The sequence below is a fragment of the Ramlibacter sp. genome (assembly GCF_013697775.1).
Classification (GTDB): Bacteria; Pseudomonadota; Gammaproteobacteria; order Burkholderiales; family Burkholderiaceae_C; genus Ramlibacter.
Map to the genome: position 1 here is coordinate 1 of NZ_JACCWG010000416.1, position 18,437 is coordinate 18,437.

Sequence of the window (18,437 nt, forward strand, 5' to 3'; positions counted from 1 at the left end):
TCGAAGCTCCTGCTGCGTCTGCCCATCCAGCTCAATCGACTTGGCGACCCGCATGGCATCACACCCCCTTGGCCATCGGAGTATGCCTTCGAGCGAAAGTTTAACTAATTCGCGCGCACTACACTAGGATGCAGGGCTCCCCGAAGCGATGCCACGCCGATTGCGCGCGCCGACTTACAAAGAACATGACCCAAGACTTGCCCATCACGCCGGCCCCCCAACGCACCCACGCCCGGGGACGAAAGGCGGCTCGCCCGACGCATCCCCTCCTCCACAAGTTGTTCGCGCTGTACCCGCGGCTGTTCGGTGCCCGGTTCCTTCCACTCAAGCTCGGCGTTTTCCAGGAGCTTGTGGCGGCACACCCGCAAGAGCTTCCCGCGGCCGAGCTAAAGGTGGCGCTGGGACTGCACACGCGCTCGACACGCTACATCGAAGCGCTGGCCTCGGGCCTGGCCCGCCACGACCTCCAGGCCCAGCCGGTGGAGCCCGTGGCGCCCGAGCACGTGCATCACGCGATCCTGGAGCTGTACAAACGCCGCAGCGGCAAGGCGCTGGACCAGGCGCGCACGCAGGCTGTCCAGCAACTGGTGAATGCGATCGAGGCCTCGGCGCTGAGCCGCGAAGATTACCGCGAGCGCTTTACCCCCTCGGATGACCAGCTGCAATCGATCCTGGAAGAGGCCCTCTCGGCCGTGGCGCAGAAACATGCGCGCCGCGAAGCCCTGCAAAGAGCATTCAAGGCAAGCGGCGCGAGCGTGGCCGACTTCGCCCAGATGTATGGATTGCCTGTGGCGGAGGCCGAACAGCTGCTCGTGTAGGCGTTGCGGTTTTTCGTGCAAGGCACTTGACCCTCAAGCCGCTTGAGGTCCCAGAGTTGGGGTGTGGGCGAAGTTGCCCACGTCACCGAAGGTGCGCATGAAACACTGGAAAATATTGGTCGGGCTTGGCGGCGCCTGCGCGGTTTGCTGCTCTGTCCCGCTCGCTGGCATGTTCGCCGTTCTCGCGGGTGGCGCGTCCGGCGCCCTCGCCATCTATCCTGGCACGGTCCTTTCTGCCGCCGGCATTGCGGCCGCGGCGATATTGGCCGCCATTGGCGCTTTCTTCTGGCAGAGGCGTCGTCCGGCCGAAAGCGTGTGCGCTTGCTCCGAAGCGCCGATGAGCGCCCAATCCTCCTGCAGTGCGGGGAGTTGCTGACATGGCCCCCGCAGCCCCACCCATTGCCTGCACTCTCGAATTCCACGAGATGGGGCCGCGCCTGGAGCGCCTGCGCCGACTGGCTGACAGCAGCTTGCAGTCGCACCAGTTGGAAGGAAACGTTCTGCGCCTCGCCTACCGCGCGGACGCAGCAGCGGAAGTGAAGGCCGTGGTCGGCCTGGAACAAGACTGCTGCCGGTTCCTGAAGTTCGACGTGCAGGAAGGAAACGGCCAAGTGGCACTGACCATCACGGCGCCCGACGGTGTCGGACCTGCCGCGGAATGGCTTTTTGCCCAGTTCATGCCGGTCGCCAACAGCAAGGCGCCGTCTCGCCCTTGCTGCCCTTCTTGCACCTGAGCTTACGATGTGGCCATGAGCTCAGTTCTCGCCAACTCCATCGGTGCCGCATCCAAGCAGACCGGCTGCAGCGTGCCGACCATCCGGTACTACGAAGAGGTCGGACTGCTGCCACCGGCGCCTCGCACCGACGGCAATCAGCGGCACTACGACGAGGCCGCCATCCGGCGACTGGCCTTCGTTCGCAGATGCCGCGAGTTCGGCTTCAGCCTGGACCATGTTCGCGAACTCGTGGGCCTGATCGACCAGCCGGAGCGGGACTGCGTTGAGGTGAGGGATATCGCCCAGGCGCACCTGGTCGAGGTGCAGAAGAAGCTTGTTGAACTGCAGGCGCTGGAGGCGAGCCTCTCCCGGTTCGTCTGCAGTTGCAACACGGCGTGCGCAGGCGGTCCGGCAATCGACTGCACGATTCTTGAAGAGTTGACCGCACCAGCACCAGCACCAGCACCAGCACCAGCACCAGCACCAGCACCAGCACCAGCACCAGCAGCAGCAGCAGCAGCAGCAGCAAGCCCATCGGCACCTGCGGCGCCACAGGGGTTGTCAGTGCGCTCTTGCTGCCCGTAAAGACTCTCCGCGGATCTCCTCCTCCACATCCCCCAATCGGTCCTTCCCAAAGAACATCTCGTCCCCCACGAAGAACGTCGGCGACCCGAACGCCCCGCGGGCGTGCACCTCCTGCGTGTTCGCCAGCAACCGGCCTTTCACCGTTGCGTCCTGCATGGCCGCCAGCAGCGCCTCGGCATCCAGCCCCGCCCCCTGCAGTTCCGCCGCGGCGACCTCCGGATCCCCCATGTTCTTCTCGCGCTCCCACAGCGCCGCGAACACCACGTCCACATACGCTGGGTAGCACCCCAGCGTCTGGGCCGCCACCGCGCCGCGCATGATCTGCAGCGTGTTCACTGGAAAGAACGGGTTCCACTTGAATGCGGTGAGCCCGTGCCTGCGCACGAAGCGGTCGATTTCCACGTGCTCGTAGGCCAGCTTGTTCGGGATGCCGGCATACGCCTCCATCGGCGATCGGTTGTTCGCCAGCTTGAACAAGCCTCCCAGCAAAATCGGCACGTACTCGAATGTCGCGCCCGTGCGCGCCTCGATCTGCGGGATCATCTTGTGGCTGAGATATGCGTTCAGGCTGCCGAAGTCGAACAGGAATTGCACGGTGGTGGTCGTCATGTCTGTCTCCTCTCTCAGGTGTGGCTACCAGGGCTCCATCCACGGGCGGATGTCCGGCTCGTGCGTCCACGCATCGCGCGGCTGCATGTGCAGCTGCCAATACAAATCGGCGATGTGCTCCGGGTTGACGATGCCGTCCTGCTCCTTCCTGGCATAGCGCTCGGGAAAGTTGCTGCGGATGAATTCTGTGTCGATCGCGCCGTCCACAATCGGGTGCGCCACGTGGATGCCCTGGGGCCACAGCTCGCGCGCCATGCTTTGCGCCAGCGCACGCAGCGCGTGCTTTGCACCCGCGAACGCGGCGAAGCCCTCCCGGCCGCGCAGGCTGGCGGTGGCGCCGGTGAAGATGATGGTGCCGCGGCCGCGCGGCACCATGGCCTTGGCCGCTTCGCGCCCCATCAGGAAGCCGGCGAAGCAGGCCATCTCCCAGACCTTGAAGTACACGCGCGCCGTGGTGTCGGCAATGCCGAAGCGCACGTTGGCGCCGATGTTGAACACCGCCACCTCGATCGGTGCGATCTCGGCCTCGATCTTCTGCACCAGGGCGACCATCTCGTCTTCCTTGCGCGCGTCGCTGCCGAAGCCATGGGCTTCGCCGCCGGCCGCGCGGATCTGCTCGACCAGCGGTGCCAGCTTGTCCGCGCTGCGCCGCGTGACGCAGGCGACATAGCCTTCCCTGGCAAAGCGCCGCGCGATGGCGCCACCGGTGGCATCACCCGCGCCGATGACGAGGATGGCTTTCTTGTTCGGGTCCATGCGAGCTCCTTCGCGAAGCCGCGGCCACGCGTGCGGGCAGCATAGCGCCGGTGCCGCGGGCGGCCTGTCGCGTGGGCTGCTCGGCTACCCCGCCTGGAGCATGCGGATCAGCGCGTCGATCACGTCCTCGCCGTCGGGGGACTTCAAGCGGTGCTGCCTGAGCGACTGCGCCAGGTCCGGCTGCCCCAGCAGGCGATGGTCGGCGCGGATCAGCACGGCGGCAATCGCGCGCTGCACTTGCAGCGACCTGGCGCGCGGGAACAGGCGCACGACGTCGCGCAGGCTGTCGGCGTCGGCCACGCGCTGCTGGGCCAGTGCCTCCAGGGCGCGCACCTGTGCCTCGCCGCTGGGCATGCGGCCGATGGCCGATGCAGCCGCGCGCAGCTCGCCCACATTGGCAAGCGGCCGGTGCCGCAGGTACGCCTGCGCGACGGCGATGTCCTCGGCCTTCGCGCTCGTCAGTGCACGCAGCACGCGCGCATGCGCATCGGTGCTGCCCAGGCAAGCCGCCGCGGCGATCGCCGTCACCCGGCCGGACTTCAGCGCGTCGGCCGCCAGCGGCTGCAACGCGGGATCGTCCTGCGCCGGCCCGCGCGCGCAAGCGAGGTCCACTTCGTCCGTGCCGACGACATCCCGCTTGATCCGATCCGCCAGCATGCGCATGAATTCGGCATGCTCCTGTGCCGGCGAAAGCCACCCGAGGCCGCGCGCCAGCGCCATCATGCGCACCCGCGCGGGGGGTTCCTCGGCGTCGCGCGCGACGACCATGTAGCGCTCGCGCGCAGCGACGTCCGCGGCGATCGCCGTGAACGCCGCGGCGGTCGCCGGCTTCGTGCGCTGGGCCGGCCCGATGGCCGCCATGAAGCGCTCCAGGTGGCCAAGGAACATCCGGACTTCCGCCATGTCGCGCTGCAGCACCTGGTGCATGAAGTCGACCTTCTGCACATCCGACAGCCGGTTGTCCAGCAAGCGGCAGGCGTCGCCGCGCAGGCTGGCCTGCGGCTCCGCGGCCGTCAGGCCGCTGGTCACGGTCATCGAGCTCGGCGCGAACAGGGCAAGCAGCTTGGAACTCGCGCGGCCGCTGCCGACCTCGCCCGCGGGCACACCGTCGAAATAGCGGTCCAGCAGCGGGCCGGCATAGCGGCCCAGCGGAGCCTTCGACGAAAACCCGTAGATCACGGGCACGTCCTTGAAGATGTGCCGCATGCGGTCGCGGTTGCTCTCGGCATGCTGTTCGCCCAGCACGCCCGCCAGGCGCATCGCCTCCGCCGGCTGGTGCCCCGCGCGCAGCAGGCTGCGCAGCACTTCGGCCGCCGGCGTCTGCCCAGGCTCCGGCTTCAGGGTGTTGCAGCCGAACAGGTAGACCTCTTTCAGCTGCGCGAACACGCCGGGGCAGGAGTCGCTGCAGGACGCGCGCTCCATCTCTTCCACCGTGAGGTTGTCGTTCGTGTCCAGACGGTCGGTGTAGAACTCGGTGCCGCCGTCGAAGTGGCCGGAGATGATGAGCGAATCGCAGCTCACGCGCTGCTGGCAGGCCGAGGCCAGCCAGTCGGGCCGGCCGCGCTCGACCAGTTCCACGAACTGGTAGTCGCCGGGCGGCAGGGAGCGGCGAAACGTCTCCTTCTCGTCCGGCGAATTGATGGTGATCGTGCACACCGTCTTGGGCGCGGCGAGCGCCGGCAGGGCCATGGCGGCCACCAGGCACGCGGCGACTAGCCTGCTGAGGTTGGGTTTGGGAGTGGGCATGGGAGCGGAACAGCGGCTCTGCGCGCGACGCCGCGAGTATTCCACAGCCCGGCGCCGCGGCCCCCTTTGTTACGTAAAGGCGCTGTGGTCAAGGCGCCGTGCCGACGCTCAGGAAAGCTTCAGGCGCTGGATCAGCGCGTCCACCATGTTGTCGCCCGACGAGGCCTTCAGGCGATGTTCACGCAGCGTGCGCACCAGGTCGGCGGCAGCCAGCGCCCCCGGTTCGGCGCGGATCAGGACGCCCGCGATCGCGTTCTGCACCTGCCACGAGCGGGTGCTGGCGAACAGGTTCTTCAGCATGTCCAGGCTTTCGCGGTCGGCCAGGTAGTGACGCCCCAGGGTGTCCAGCGCGCGCGCCTGCGCTTCGGGGCTGCCCATGCCGGTGATCGCGCGCGTAACCGCGCGCAGTTCGTCCGCGCTCGCGATCGGGCGGTGCCCCAGGTAGGTCTGCGCGATGCGCACGTCCGCATCGGCCGGGCTGACCAGTCCCTTGAGCACGCGGGCATGCGCTTCGACGCTGCCCATGCACGCAAGGATGCCGGCGTTGCCGATGTCCTCGCGCTGCGGCGCTGGCACGGCCACGCCGTCCAGCAGGCCGTCGAGGTCGCGCTTCTTGTTCAGGGTGCAGGCAAGATCCACGTCCGTGCCGCTGCTGGACTTGCGCGCGAGCAGCCCGCCGAACGTGGCCGCCAGTTCGGCGCGGCGCTCGTCGCGCGACAGCCAGCCCAGCGTGTGCGCGACGTCGACCATGCGCGAGCGCGTGCGGGGTTCGTCCGCGTCGCGGGCGAATGCCAGATAGCGCTCCCGCGTGGGCGCGTCGCCTACGATGCGCTCGAGTGCCTGCGCCACCTCGGGCTGCTGCCGCGTGTCCTGGCCGAGCGCCGCCGCGTACCGCTCGATCCGGTCGAGCAGGAGGCGCGATTCCGCTGGCGGCCGGCGCAGGAGTTCATGTACCGACTCAAGCCGTTTCGCGTCCGGCAGCCGGGTGTCGGCGAACATGCACACGTCCTGGCGCATGGCGGCCAGCGAGTCGCCGGCGGACATGCCGCGCGCCGCCACCATGCCCTGCTGCGCGAACTGCTGCAGCAGCCGGCCGCTGGGGCGGCGAGTGCCGATGTCCGCCCTGCCCGCCGACTGGAAGTAGCGGTTCAGCGAAGACGCCGCCACCGGGCCGAGCGGCGCCGCCGAGGAAAAGCCGTAGATCACGGGGACGTCCTTGAACACCAGCCGCATCCGGTCGCGGCTGCTCTCGCCGCGCTGCGCGCCGAGCGACTGCGCGAGCCTGGCGGCTTCCGCCGGCGAGCGCCCCTCGCGCACGAAGCTGCGCGCGATCTCCGGCGAGACCGTGTGCTGGGCGTGCGGGTTCATGGTGTCGCAGCCGAAGAGGTAGACCTCCTTCAGGTTGGCGAACAGGCTCGGGCACGACCCCGAACAGGAGACGCGTTCGAGCTCCGCGATGGACAGTGAATCGCGCACGTCCAGCGCTTCCGCGAAGAACTCGTTGCCCTCGCCGTAATGGCCGGAGACGATGAGCATGTCGCAGGACACCTTCGCCTGGCAGGCCGAAGCCAGCCATTCGGATCGGTTGCGCTCGACCAGTTCCACGAATTCGTACTTGTCTTCCGGCAGGAAGCGGCGGAACACCTTCTGCTCGTCGGCCGAGTTGATGGTGATGGTGCAGACGGTCTGCTTCTCGGCTGCCGCCAGCTGCGGCACGAAGCCGGCAGCCGACAGACAGAGCAGGCCCAATAGCCGCGTTGCCAAGCGCATGGTGTTCGCCTCGTGCCACAACAGTGAGACGACCATGTTCCGCCGGGGAAGCGTGCGAAGTTTGTAGGAGAAGCGACCTATTGGCGTACGGGCAATTTCGCCGTGAAACAAGTCCCCGCTTCCTGCGATGAACTCACCTGCAGCGTTCCGCCATGGGCACGGACGATCTGCGCGCAGATGTGCAGGCCCAGGCCGAGGCCACCGCCGGGCGCGCTGTCCGCCGGGCGCCAGAACGGCTCGAAAATCTTGCCGAGATCGGCCGGCGTGATGGGGTCTCCCCCATTGGACACCGCGACCGTGAGCCAGCGCTCGTCGAGCGCGGCTTCGATGATGATCGGCTGCGCCGTGCCGCCATAGGCCAGCGCATTGCCCAGCAAATTCGACAGCAGTTGCTGCACGCGTCCCAGGTCGCACTCGACCGGTCCCGCCACCTGGTACCGCTCGACGATGGCCGAGCGCGGATGCGCATCCTGCAGCTCGGCCACGACATGGTGCAGCGCGGCCGGCAGGTCCGTGACCGGCTCGATGTGGATGGCGATGCCCGCGCCCAGGCGGACGCGGGCGAAATCCAGCACGTCGTCGATGAGCCTGGACATGCGCTGCGTGTTGGCCCGCAGGCGTTTGCCATAGCCGGCAATGCCCTCCTCGGTACGCCGCGTCAGGATCTCGCCGATGACGCCGACCGACGCGAGCGGGTTGCGCAGATCGTGGCCCAGCACCGCGATGAACTGCTCCCGCAGTTCCGCGGTCGCATGGGCATCGAGTAGGGCCGACTCGGCTTCTTCACGCCGCTGCTCGTCGTCCAGCTGGCGGCCGATCAGTTCGGCGAAGCTCTGGAACATCGACACCGTCCTGGGGTCGGAAACCTGGTTGGGCCGGGTGTCGATGGCGCAGAGGTTGCCGAAGTACTCGCCGTTCGGCCGCACGATCGGTACGGAGATGTAGCTTTCGATGTTGTACAGCCGCGGCGTGTGATGGCTGCTGTAGACCGGATCGCAACTCGCATGGTCGAACACCACCGGCTGCCGGGCAGCGCGCGCTTCCTTGCACAGCGTGGTGTGCACGTCCAACTGGCCGCCCGCGACCAGTCCGAAATTGATCCGGTCCTCCACCGCGCAGGCGGTCCAGGTTCCATCCGTCACGCGCGCCACGGCTGCGAACCGCATGCCTGTGTTGTCGCACACGATGCGCAGCAGCGAGGGGACTGAGCTGATCCGTGAAATCGCGGCAATGTCGCGCGTGATGGCGTCTGGGCTGTCGTCCACTGAGGCGATCGAAGAGAAGATGGGCTGTGCTGCCGCATTACACCATCCGCTGACCGCAGCAATTGATTCCAAACGTAGGCCATCACCTACGTTGTGTGATCGGAGCTTCCTTCACGTTCCAGATACAAGCCCAACCAGAATGGCCGACTCATCACGAGCCAGGTCAATGACGCCCAGTTTTTCGCAGACGGAACCTCCCGATCAAGCAGCAGCGCCGCATGGCAGCCCGGCTGTGCAGCGCGCGGCCAGCCACCACCACCGCCAGTTCGAAGTCATGGGCGCGCACGCCACGCCGGGCGGCACCTGGTTCACCGTGTGGGCGCCGAACGCGCGCAGCGTCGGCATCATCGGCAGCTTCAACGGCTGGAACTGCGAAGAACTGCAGCGCCTGCCCGACGGCACCGGCCGCTTCAGCGGCTTCGTCGCCGCCGCCCGGCCCGGCCACTTCTACAAATACCGCATCCAGGACGCGCAGGGCCACTGCTTCGACAAGGCCGACCCGTATGCCTTCCGCATGGAGCACCCGCCCGGCACGGCCTCGCAGATCTGGGACCTGGGCTACGAATGGAACGACCAGGAGTGGATGGCCACGCGCGCACAGCGCCAGTCGCAGGCCGCGCCGATGTCCATCTACGAAGTGCACCTGGGCTCCTGGCAGCGCGAGGAGGACGGGCACTTCCTCAATTACCGCGACATCGGGCTGCGCCTGGCGGCGCACTGCGAGGCCCTGGGTTTCACGCACGTCGAACTGCTGCCCATTGCCGAGCACCCGTTCTACGGTTCGTGGGGCTACCAGTGCACCGGCTACTTCGCGCCCACCGCGCGCTACGGCACGCCGCAGGACCTGATGGCGCTGGTGGACGCGCTGCACCAGCGCGGCATCGGCGTCATCCTGGACTGGGTGGGTTCGCACTTCCCGGCCGATGCGCACGCGCTGGGGCGTTTCGACGGCACGGCGCTGTACGAGCACCCCGATCCGCGCCTGGGCTTCCATCCGCAGTGGAACAGCCTGATCTTCAATTACGGCCGCTACGAGGTACGCGACTTCCTGGTCAGCAACGCGCTGTTCTGGCTGGAGCAATACCACTTCGACGGCCTGCGCGTGGACGCCGTCGCGTCCATGCTGTACCTGGATTTCTCGCGCGCGCCGGGCGAGTGGCTGCCCAACGAACAGGGCGGCAACCAGAACCATGACGCCGAGCGCTTCCTGCAGGACCTCAACAGCGCGGTGTACGCGCGCTTTCCCGACGTGCACGTGATCGCCGAGGAATCCACCGCCTGGCCGGGCGTCAGCCGGCCGGTGCACGACGGCGGGCTGGGCTTCGGCATGAAGTGGAACATGGGCTGGATGAACGACACGCTGCGCTACGTGTCGCGCCCGCATTTCTTTCGCCACTGGCACGGCGACGACATCCGTTTCTCGGCCGTCTATGCCTTCGACGAGAACTTCGTGCTGCCGCTGTCGCACGACGAAGTCGTCTACGGCAAGGGCAGCCTCCTGGGCCGCCAGCCGGGCGACGAGTGGCAGCGCTTTGCCGGCTTGCGCACGCTGTACGGCCTGATGTGGGCGCACCCCGGCAAGAAGCTGCTGTTCATGGGCGGCGAATTCGGCCAGATCGAGGAATGGCACCACGAGCGCACGCTCGACTGGTACCTGTGGGCGCGTCCGCTGCACGCCGGCGTGGCGCGCTGGCTGGCCGACCTCAATGCGCTGTACCGCCGCCTTCCGGCGCTGCACGCCAGCGACTTCGACGGCCGCGGCTTCGCCTGGCTGGCCTTCGAGCGGCACGAGCCCACCGTGCTGGCCTTCGTGCGCCGCTGCGCCGACAGCGACGCACTGGTGGTCGCCGTGTGCAACCTCACCGCCGAGCCGCGCCACGGCCTGCGCCTGGCTTTCCCCGAGGCCGGCAGCTGGTGGGAACTCCTCAACAGCGACGCCGGCACCTACGGCGGCAGCGGCGTGGGCAACATGGGCCGCATCGAAGCTGAGCCGCAGGTGCTGGGCGACTGGCCCGCCAGCGGCAGTCTCACCGTGCCGCCGCTGGGCACGCTGCTGCTGTCGAACCGTCCGCCTTCACAGAACAACACCATTCCGGGAGCAACCCATGCCCGCCAATAAGAACGTGCTGGCCTTCATCATGGCCGGCGGCGAAGGCTCGCGCCTGCATCCGCTGACGGCCGACCGCTGCAAGCCGGCCGTGCCTTTCAACGGCAAGCACCGCATCGTCGATTTCGTGCTGTCCAACCTGGTCAACAGCGAGATCTATTCCATCTACCTGCTGGTGCAGTACAAGTCGCAGTCGCTGATCGAGCACGTGCGGCAGTCCTGGACCATGGCGCGCTTCATCCCGCAGCACTTCATCACCGTGGTGCCGCCGCAGATGCGCCATGGCCCGGCCTGGTTCCAGGGCACGGCCGACGCGGTGTTCCAGAACATCCATTTGATCGAGAGCATGCAGCCGGACATCGTGGCGGTGTTCGGCGCCGACCACATCTACCGCATGGACGTGCGGCAGATGATCGACTTCCACATTGCCAGCAACGCGCACGCCAGCGTGGCCACCCTGCCCGTGCCGCTGGCCGAGAGCAACCAGTTCGGCATCGTGGACATCGACAACAGCCACCGCATCGTCGATTTCAAGGAAAAGCCCGGCCGCACCGGCCCCATGCCCGGCAGCCAGACGCATGCGCTGGCCTCCATGGGCAACTACATCTTCAACGCCGACGTGCTGCTGGAGCAGCTGCGCAAGATGCACGAAAGCGGCGACAGCGACTTCGGCAAGCACATCCTGCCCTCCATGGTGAAGAGCCACAAGCTGGTGGCGTACGATTTCGCCACCAACACCATCCCCGGTACCGAGCCCTATGAAGAGAAGGCCTATTGGCGCGACGTCGGCACCATCGACGCGTATTTCCAGGCGCACTTCGACACGCTGGGCGCGGCGCCTAAATTCCGCATGACCAACAAGCACTGGCCCATCTACGCCAGCCCCGACCAGGCCGAATCCGCCCAGATCGAGAACGGCATCATTCACCGCTCCATCGTGGGCTCGGGCAGCATCGTGGACGGCGCCACGCTGGACCACGCCATGCTGCGCCGCTCGGTGCTGGTGGAGCCCAACGCGCGGCTGGAGCAGTGCATCGTGATGGAGCGCTCGCGCATCGGCCGCGGCGCCCACGTGCGCCGCGCCATCGTCGACCAGGACAACGACGTGCCGCCCGACGAGCGCATCGGCTACGACCTGCAGCGCGACAGCCGGCGCTTCCACGTCACCGACAGCGGCATCGTGGTGGTGCCGGCAGGCTACTTCCCGCAGCGCGCGACGGTGAGTTCGCCCTACCTCACTACCGCGCCCCGCGCACCCAACCGGCAGAAGCCGCCGCTGGAGGTGCTTGCATGACGGCGGCCGCCGCCGCCGAGCACCGCGAGCCGCCAGCAGCCACCGGCTGCGCCACCACCGCCGAGGCGCTGCCCGAGCGCTGCGCGCCGGGGCAGCCCTGGCCGCTGGGCGCGATCCTGCGGGATGGCGGGGTGAATGTGGCGGTGCATTCGGCCGTTGCCGAGCGCGTGGAGTTGTGCCTGTTCGACCACACCGGCACGCGCGAGCTGCGCCGCCTGGCGCTGGAAGCACGCACCGACGACGTGTGGCACGGCTTCGTGCCCGGCCTGCAGCCCGGCGCGCTGTACGGGCTGCGCGTGCACGGTCCCTACGATCCCGAGAACGGGTTGCGCTGCAATCCGCACAAGCTGCTGCTGGACCCGTATGCGCGCGCCATCGACCGGCCGCTGCGCGGCGCGGCCTGGCAATACGCCTACCCGCTCGGCCACGAGGACCGCGACCTGCACATGGACACCATGGACAACGGCGCGGGCGCGGCCAAGTGCGTCGTGGTCGATCCGGCGTTCGACTGGGAAGGCGACACGCACCCCGCCATTCCCATGGAAGACAGCGTGTTTTACGAAGTGCACGTGCGTGGCTTCACCATGCAGATGGCAGAGGTGCCGCAGTCGCAGCGCGGCACCTTCGCCGGGCTGGCGTCAGAACCCGCCATCGCGCACTTGAAGAAGCTGGGCGTGACAGCGGTGCAGCTGCTGCCGGTGCACGCGTTCAACGACGAGCGCCGGCTGATCGACCTGGGCATGGGCAACTACTGGGGCTACAACTCCATCGGCTTCTTCGCGCCAGAGCCGCGCTATCTCGGCGGCAGCAACGACATCAGCGAATTCCGCCGCATGGTGAAGGCGCTGCACGCGGCCGGCATCGAGGTGATCCTGGACGTGGTCTACAACCACACCTGCGAAGGCAACCACCTGGGCCCCACCCTGTCGTTCAAGGGCATCGACAACCGCAGCTACTACCGGCTGACCGAAGACGGCCGCCATTACGTGGACTTCACCGGCACCGGCAACACGCTGGACAGCAGCCATCCCGCGATGCTGCGGCTGATCATGGACAGCCTGCGCTACTGGGTGGAAGACATGCACGTGGACGGCTTCCGCTTCGACCTGGCGCCCGCCATCGCGCGCAGCGGCTCCGGCGCCTTCGAGCACCGCAGCCCGCTCTTGTCGGCGGTGGCGCAGGACCCCGTGCTCAAGCGCGTGAAGCTGATCGCCGAACCCTGGGACCTGGGCAACTACGGCTACCAGGTGGGCGGCTTTCCGGCCGGCTGGTCGGAGTGGAACGGCCACTACCGCGACCGCGTGCGGGACTACTGGCGCGGCACCGAAGGCAGCCTGCCGGACTTCGCGGCCGTGCTGTGCGGCTCGGCCGATGTCTACGGCCCGTCGCGCCGCAAGCCGTCGGCCAGCGTCAACATCATCACGGTGCACGACGGCTTCACCCTGCAGGACCTGGTGAGCTACAACGACAAGCACAACGAAGGCAACGCCGAGGAAAACCGCGACGGCGAGAGCCACAACCGCAGCTGGAACTGCGGCGCCGAAGGCCCGAGCACCGACGAAGCCGTCAACGCGCTGCGCGAGCGGCAAAAGCGCAACTACCTCACCACCCTGTTCTGCTCGCGCGGCGTGCCGCTGTTGTTGGGCGGCGATGAGATGAGCCGCACGCAGGGCGGCAACAACAACGCCTATTGCCAGGACAACCCGGTCAGCTGGTTCGACTGGAGCGAGGCGCGGCGCAGCGATCCGCTGGTCGGCTTCACCGCGGCGCTGATGCAGCTGCGCCGCGAGCTGCCGGTGCTGCGCCGCAACGAGTGGCTGAGCGGCGAGCCTGACGGGCAGGAACGCCGCGACGTCGCCTGGTACAGCGTGTGGGGCCTGCCCATGACGGAAGAGGAATGGACCAACCCCGCCGCGCGCTGCGTGGCCACGGTGCTGGACGCGAAGTTCGCACCTGGGCAGGACGAGGGCGCCAGCCGCTCGGTGCTGCTGGTGTTCAATGCCACCGCCGAGGACGTGTCCTTCACCATGCCTGAGGTGCCCTGCCACACCGGCGAATGGAAGCTGCGCGTGCTGACCAGCGAAGAACACTTCGCGGATGACGAAGCGCGCGGCCACGCACCCAAAAGCACATTGCAGCTGCCATCGCACTCCATGGCGCTGCTCACGCAAGTTCCCCAGGAGTGAAGCGATGCGCTGTGCGCACGAGATGCCTTTCGGCGCCAGCCTGCATGCGGGCGGCGGCGCCACGTTCCGGTTGTGGGCGCCGGCGGCCAGGCAGGCCGAACTGGCTGTCTACGACGGCTCGGACAAGGCACCGCGCCTGATTGCGGCACAGAACAACGCGCAGGGCTGGTGGGAATGCCCCGTGTCCGACGCCGTGGCCGGCACGCCCTACCAGTGGCGCATCGACGGCAAGCTGCTGGTCCCCGACCCCGCCTCGCGCCATAACCCGGAAGGGCCGCACGCGCCCAGCCGCGTGGTCGATTCGCTGGCGTTCGACTGGGATGACGGCTGGCGGGGCCGGCCGTGGCATGAGGTGGTGCTGTACGAGTTGCACGTTGGCGCCTTCACGCCCGAAGGCAGCTACGCCGCGGCGGTGCGGCACCTTCAAGGATTGAAGGACCTCGGCATCACGGCCATCGAGTTGATGCCCTTGGCAAATTTCCCCGGCCGCTTCGGCTGGGGTTATGACGGCGTGCTGCCGTTCGCGCCGCACGCGGCCTACGGCACGCCCGAGCAGCTGAAGGATTTCATCCAGCAGGCGCACCGCCTGGGCCTGATGGTGTTCGTGGACGTGGTCTACAACCACTTCGGGCCCGAGGGCAACTACCTGGGCGGCTACGCGCCGCAGTTCTTCTCCAAGACGCACGATAGCCCCTGGGGCGCGGCCATCAACTACGACGGCCCGAACAGCCGCACGGTGCGCGACTTCTTCATCCACAACGCGCTGTACTGGGTGATCGAGTTCCAGGTCGACGGCCTGCGGCTGGACGCGGTGCACGCCATCGTGGACCACGGCAGCCCGCACATCCTGGACGCCATCTCGCGCGCCGTGCGCGGCGCCACGCAGGGCCGCCACGTGCACCTGGTGCTGGAGAACGAGCGCAACGGCCACCAGTGGCTGGCGCCGCGGCCGGAAGCCGGCCTGTACGACGCGCAATGGAACGACGACTTCCACCACGTGCTGCACGTGGCGCTGACCGGCGAGACCTCCGGCTATTACCACGACTACGGCGACGGCCCGCTGGACCTGCTGGCACGCGCGCTGAGCCACGGCATGCTGTTCGCACATTCGCCGCGCAAGCCCGGTGGCGCGCGCGAACACATCCAGCCCGCGCCGGCGCAGCCGCTGTCGGCGCTGGTCAACTTCGCGCACAACCACGACCAGGTCGGCAACCGTGCGCGCGGCGAGCGGCTGGCGCAGCTGTTGCCGCCCGAGGCCGCGCCGCTGGCGACGCTGCTGGCCCTGCTCACGCCCGCCATCCCCATGCTGTTCTTCGGTGAGGAATTCGGCGCGCCTGAGCCTTTCCTGTATTTCGCGGACTGGCAGGGCGAGCTGCGCGACGCCGTGCGCGAAGGGCGCAAGCGCGAGTTCGGCCACGTGGACACCACCAGCGTGCCGCTGCCCGACCCCTGCAGCGCCGACACCTTCGCTGCAAGCCGGCCGGACACGGCACGCGCGGACACCGAAGACGGCCAGCGCTGGCTGGCGCTGGTGCGCGGCGCGCTGGCCGCGCGCGCGCAATGGATCACGCCGCGCCAGGAACTGCTGGCGCACGGGCAGCACACCAGCCAGCGCGTCGGCGACGGCGGCATCCTGGTGCAGTGGCGCTACACCGACGGCCGGATGCTGTGCCTTGAACTCAACCTGTCGGCGCAGCCGCTGCAGGTGTCCGAGCAGCACGCGGGCCCGGTGGAAGAGCGAGCCGTGTTCGTCCACAACTGGCCGGCCGGCACGCCCGCGGGCCGGTGGCCGGCCTGGGCCGCGCGCTGGACCCTGGGCGAGGAGATCACGCTGTGAACACCGCATCGCAGGCACTGGCCGACCGCGCCGCGCGGCACGGCGTGGCTGACAGCTACACCAACTTCTGGGGTCGCGAGGAGCGCGTGGGCGACCATGTGCTGCGGCAGGCGCTCGACGCCATGGGCGTGCGCGAGGACGATGCGCCGGCCGCGGACAAGGGCCTGCCGCCGGTGCACGTGGCGCGGCAGGGCGAAGCCATCGCCCTGCGCTGGCACGGCCATCTGGGCGGGCAGTGGGAACTGCACAGCGAACAGGCGGCAGCCACTACCCCGCCGCTGCATGGCGGCGACATCGGCAACGAGCACGGCCAGAGCGTCATCGCTTTGCCCGGCACGCTGGCCGAGGGCTATTACCGGCTGTCCATCGCCGGCACCGGCGACTGGTGCCGCCTGGCCGTGGCGCCGCGCCAGTGCTGGGTGGCGCCCGCGCTGGAGGAAGGCGCGCGCTGGTGGGGCTGCACCATCCAGCTGTATGCGCTGCGCTCGTCGCGCAACTGGGGCATCGGCGACTTCGGCGACCTGCGGCGGCTGGTGGACGCCGCCGCGCAGCAGGGCGCGTCGTTCATCGGCCTGAGCCCACTGCATGCGCTGTTCCCGCACAACCCGGGCAGCGCCAGCCCGTACAGCCCGTCCAGCCGCAATGCGCTGAACCCGATCTACCTGGACGTGCAAAGCCTGGTGGAGCTCGGCGGCGGCGAGGAGGCGCAGCGCAAGCTGCAGTCCGAGGAATTCCAGGAGAGGCTGCGCGCGCTGCGCGAGTCCGAGCTGGTGGACTACGAAGGCGTGGCCGCCGCCAAGAACGAGATCCTGGCGCTGCTGTGGCAGCACTTCGAACAGCACGAGTGGCGCGCCGAGCAGTCGCGCGGCGCGCACTTCCAGGCCTTCATGCGCGAGCGCGCGGGCACGCTGGGGCGGCATGCCGTGTTCGAGGCGCTGCAGGCGCACCTGCATGCGGCCGATCCGGGCGTGTGGGGCTGGCCGGCCTGGCCCGGGCAGTACCGCGATCCCGCGGGCGAAGCCGTCGCGCGATTCGAGCGCGAGCACGCCTCGGCCATCGCCTACCGCTTCTGGCTGCAATGGCTGGCCGAGCTGCAGCTGGAATCGGCCCAGCGCTACGCGCGCAGCCGCGGGATGGGCATCGGCCTGTACTGCGACCTGGCGGTGGGCGTGAACGGCGGCGGCGCGGAAACCTGGATGCAGCCCACGCTGTTCGCGCAGGGCATGCGCGCCGGCGCGCCGCCCGACGCGCTGAACGCGCTGGGACAGGACTGGGGCCTGCCGCCGTGGAGCCCGCGCCAGTTGCGCGCCGCACGGCTGCAGCCCTTCATCGACACGGTGCGCGCCAACATGCGCCACTGCGGCGCGCTGCGGCTGGACCACGTGATGGCGCTGATGCGCCTGTTCTGGACCGGCGGCAACGGCGGCACCTACGTGAGCTATCCGCTGGAGGACCTGCTGGGCGTGCTGGCGCTGGAGAGCCACCGCCACGAATGCATGGTGATCGGCGAAGACCTGGGCGTGGTGGCGCCCCGCATGCGCGACGCCATGCGCGAAGGCCGGCTGCTGTCGTACCGCCCGCTGCTGTTCGAGCGCGCCGAGGACGGCAGCTTCCGCCCGCCAGCGCAATGGCACCCGCAGGCGCTGGCCGTGGTCAGCACGCACGATCTGCCGACCCTGCGCGGCTTCTGGCTGGGCGAGGACATCGAGCTGTCGGCCAGGCTGTCGCTCTACCCCGACCAGGCCGCGCACGAAGAGCAGGTGCTGTCGCGCGCGCAGGACCGCGCGCGCCTGCTGCTCGCGCTGCAGCACGATGGCCTGCTGCCCGAGGGCACCAGCGTGCAGCCGACCTCGCTGCCCGATGCCACGCAGCCGTTCGTCGACGCGGTGTATGCGTACCTGGCCCGCACGCCGTGCTGGCTGGTCGGCGTGCAGCTGGAAGACGTGACCGGCCAGGTGCTGCAGGTCAACGTGCCCGGCACCACCGAAGACCGCTTCCCGAACTGGCGCCGCAAACTGGCCGTGGGTGTGGAAGAACTCGCCAGCGACGCACGCTGGGGCTCGCTGGCGGCCGTGCTGCGCGCCGAGCGCAGCGGTCCCGCATCGGGCGTGTCCACGCAGGACGACGTTGCGCCGCTGGACACCGCGGCCGTGCCCGGCAGCACCTACCGCGTGCAGTTCCACAAGGACTTCACGTTCGAGCACATGGCCCGCGCGCTGCCCTACCTGCACGCGCTGGGCATCAGCCACCTGTACAGCTCGCCGTACCTGCGCGCGCGCCCCGGCAGCACGCACGGCTACGACATCGTGGACCACAGCGCGGTGAACCCGGAAGTGGGCGACGCCGCGGCGCACGTGAAGCTGTGCCAGGCGCTCAAGCGCCACGGCATGGGGCAGATCCTGGACATCGTGCCCAATCACATGGGCGTCCTGGAGGCCGACAACGGCTGGTGGCTGGACGTGCTGGAGCACGGCCGCGCCTCGGCGCATGCGCAGACCTTCGACATCGAATGGGAACCGGCCGCGCCCGAGATGGCCGGCCGGCTGCTACTGCCGGTGCTGGGCGACCACTACGGCCGCGTGCTGGAAGCCGGCGAGATCCAGCTGCATTTCAACGCGCAGAGCGGCGAGTTCGGCCTGCGCTATTGGAACCACCGCTTCCCGATCGATCCCAGCCACTACCCGGACATCTTCGCCGCGTTGCCGGCGCCGGCCGCGCGCGACGACAGCGAGGGCGACAGCCACGCCG

General features: G+C 68.7%; 13 protein-coding genes. 8 read left to right on the top strand and 5 right to left on the bottom strand.

Annotated features, from left to right (window positions below):
• The first annotated feature begins 185 nt into the window (after nucleotides 1-185).
• The 3 genes from H0U68_RS20990 (at nucleotide 186) to H0U68_RS21000 (ending at nucleotide 2,119) form a co-directional block, all read left to right on the top strand.
• Nucleotides 186-818, top strand: a complete 633-nt coding sequence (locus tag H0U68_RS20990) for a ProQ/FINO family protein (RefSeq protein ID WP_296358848.1) — start codon at nucleotides 186-188, stop codon at nucleotides 816-818.
• Nucleotides 819-1,195: 377 nt separating this feature from the next.
• Nucleotides 1,196-1,552, top strand: coding sequence for a hypothetical protein (locus H0U68_RS20995; RefSeq protein ID WP_296358849.1), 357 nt, complete (start codon nucleotides 1,196-1,198; stop codon nucleotides 1,550-1,552).
• A gap of 15 nt (nucleotides 1,553-1,567) precedes the next feature.
• The gene (locus tag H0U68_RS21000; RefSeq protein WP_296358850.1) at nucleotides 1,568-2,119 is read left to right on the top strand and encodes a helix-turn-helix domain-containing protein; all 552 of its coding nucleotides are present in this window, start codon (nucleotides 1,568-1,570) and stop codon (nucleotides 2,117-2,119) included.
• On the opposite strand, the gene H0U68_RS21005 is transcribed toward H0U68_RS21000, so the two are convergent.
• From H0U68_RS21005 to H0U68_RS21025, 5 genes are all read right to left on the bottom strand, one after another.
• Nucleotides 2,096-2,728, bottom strand: a complete 633-nt coding sequence (locus tag H0U68_RS21005) for a 2-hydroxychromene-2-carboxylate isomerase (protein WP_296358851.1) — start codon at nucleotides 2,726-2,728, stop codon at nucleotides 2,096-2,098. The genes H0U68_RS21000 and H0U68_RS21005 overlap by 24 nt on opposite strands.
• 24 nt (nucleotides 2,729-2,752) lie before the next feature.
• On the bottom strand, nucleotides 2,753-3,484 hold the full coding sequence (locus H0U68_RS21010) for an SDR family oxidoreductase (RefSeq protein ID WP_296358852.1): 732 nt from the start codon (nucleotides 3,482-3,484) through the stop codon (nucleotides 2,753-2,755).
• A gap of 84 nt (nucleotides 3,485-3,568) precedes the next feature.
• Nucleotides 3,569-5,230, bottom strand: a complete 1,662-nt coding sequence (locus H0U68_RS21015) for a hypothetical protein (RefSeq protein ID WP_296358853.1) — start codon at nucleotides 5,228-5,230, stop codon at nucleotides 3,569-3,571.
• Nucleotides 5,231-5,338: 108 nt separating this feature from the next.
• Nucleotides 5,339-7,000, bottom strand: a complete 1,662-nt coding sequence (locus H0U68_RS21020; protein WP_296358854.1) for a hypothetical protein — start codon at nucleotides 6,998-7,000, stop codon at nucleotides 5,339-5,341.
• A gap of 77 nt (nucleotides 7,001-7,077) precedes the next feature.
• Nucleotides 7,078-8,337 (bottom strand): GAF domain-containing sensor histidine kinase, encoded by a 1,260-nt coding sequence (locus tag H0U68_RS21025; RefSeq protein ID WP_365732273.1) that lies wholly within the window; start codon nucleotides 8,335-8,337, stop codon nucleotides 7,078-7,080.
• 94 nt (nucleotides 8,338-8,431) lie between these two features.
• On the opposite strand from H0U68_RS21025, the gene glgB reads away from it, so the two are divergent.
• From glgB to malQ, 5 genes are all read left to right on the top strand, one after another.
• Nucleotides 8,432-10,384 (top strand): 1,4-alpha-glucan branching protein GlgB, encoded by a 1,953-nt coding sequence (gene glgB / locus H0U68_RS21030; protein WP_296358855.1) that lies wholly within the window; start codon nucleotides 8,432-8,434, stop codon nucleotides 10,382-10,384.
• Nucleotides 10,371-11,666 carry a glucose-1-phosphate adenylyltransferase gene (locus tag H0U68_RS21035; RefSeq protein WP_365732274.1) on the top strand — a complete coding sequence of 432 codons (1,296 nt, stop codon included), beginning with the start codon at nucleotides 10,371-10,373 and terminating at the stop codon, nucleotides 11,664-11,666. Before glgB ends, H0U68_RS21035 begins: the two co-directional genes overlap by 14 nt.
• Nucleotides 11,663-13,852, top strand: coding sequence for a glycogen debranching protein GlgX (glgX, locus tag H0U68_RS21040; protein ID WP_296358856.1), 2,190 nt, complete (start codon nucleotides 11,663-11,665; stop codon nucleotides 13,850-13,852). The genes H0U68_RS21035 and glgX overlap by 4 nt, the downstream gene beginning before the upstream one ends.
• A gap of 4 nt (nucleotides 13,853-13,856) precedes the next feature.
• Nucleotides 13,857-15,689, top strand: a complete 1,833-nt coding sequence (gene treZ, locus H0U68_RS21045) for a malto-oligosyltrehalose trehalohydrolase (protein WP_296358857.1) — start codon at nucleotides 13,857-13,859, stop codon at nucleotides 15,687-15,689.
• The coding region (malQ, locus tag H0U68_RS21050; protein WP_296358858.1) for a 4-alpha-glucanotransferase at nucleotides 15,686-18,437 on the top strand (2,752 nt) is incomplete at its 3' end. The genes treZ and malQ, both read left to right, overlap by 4 nt.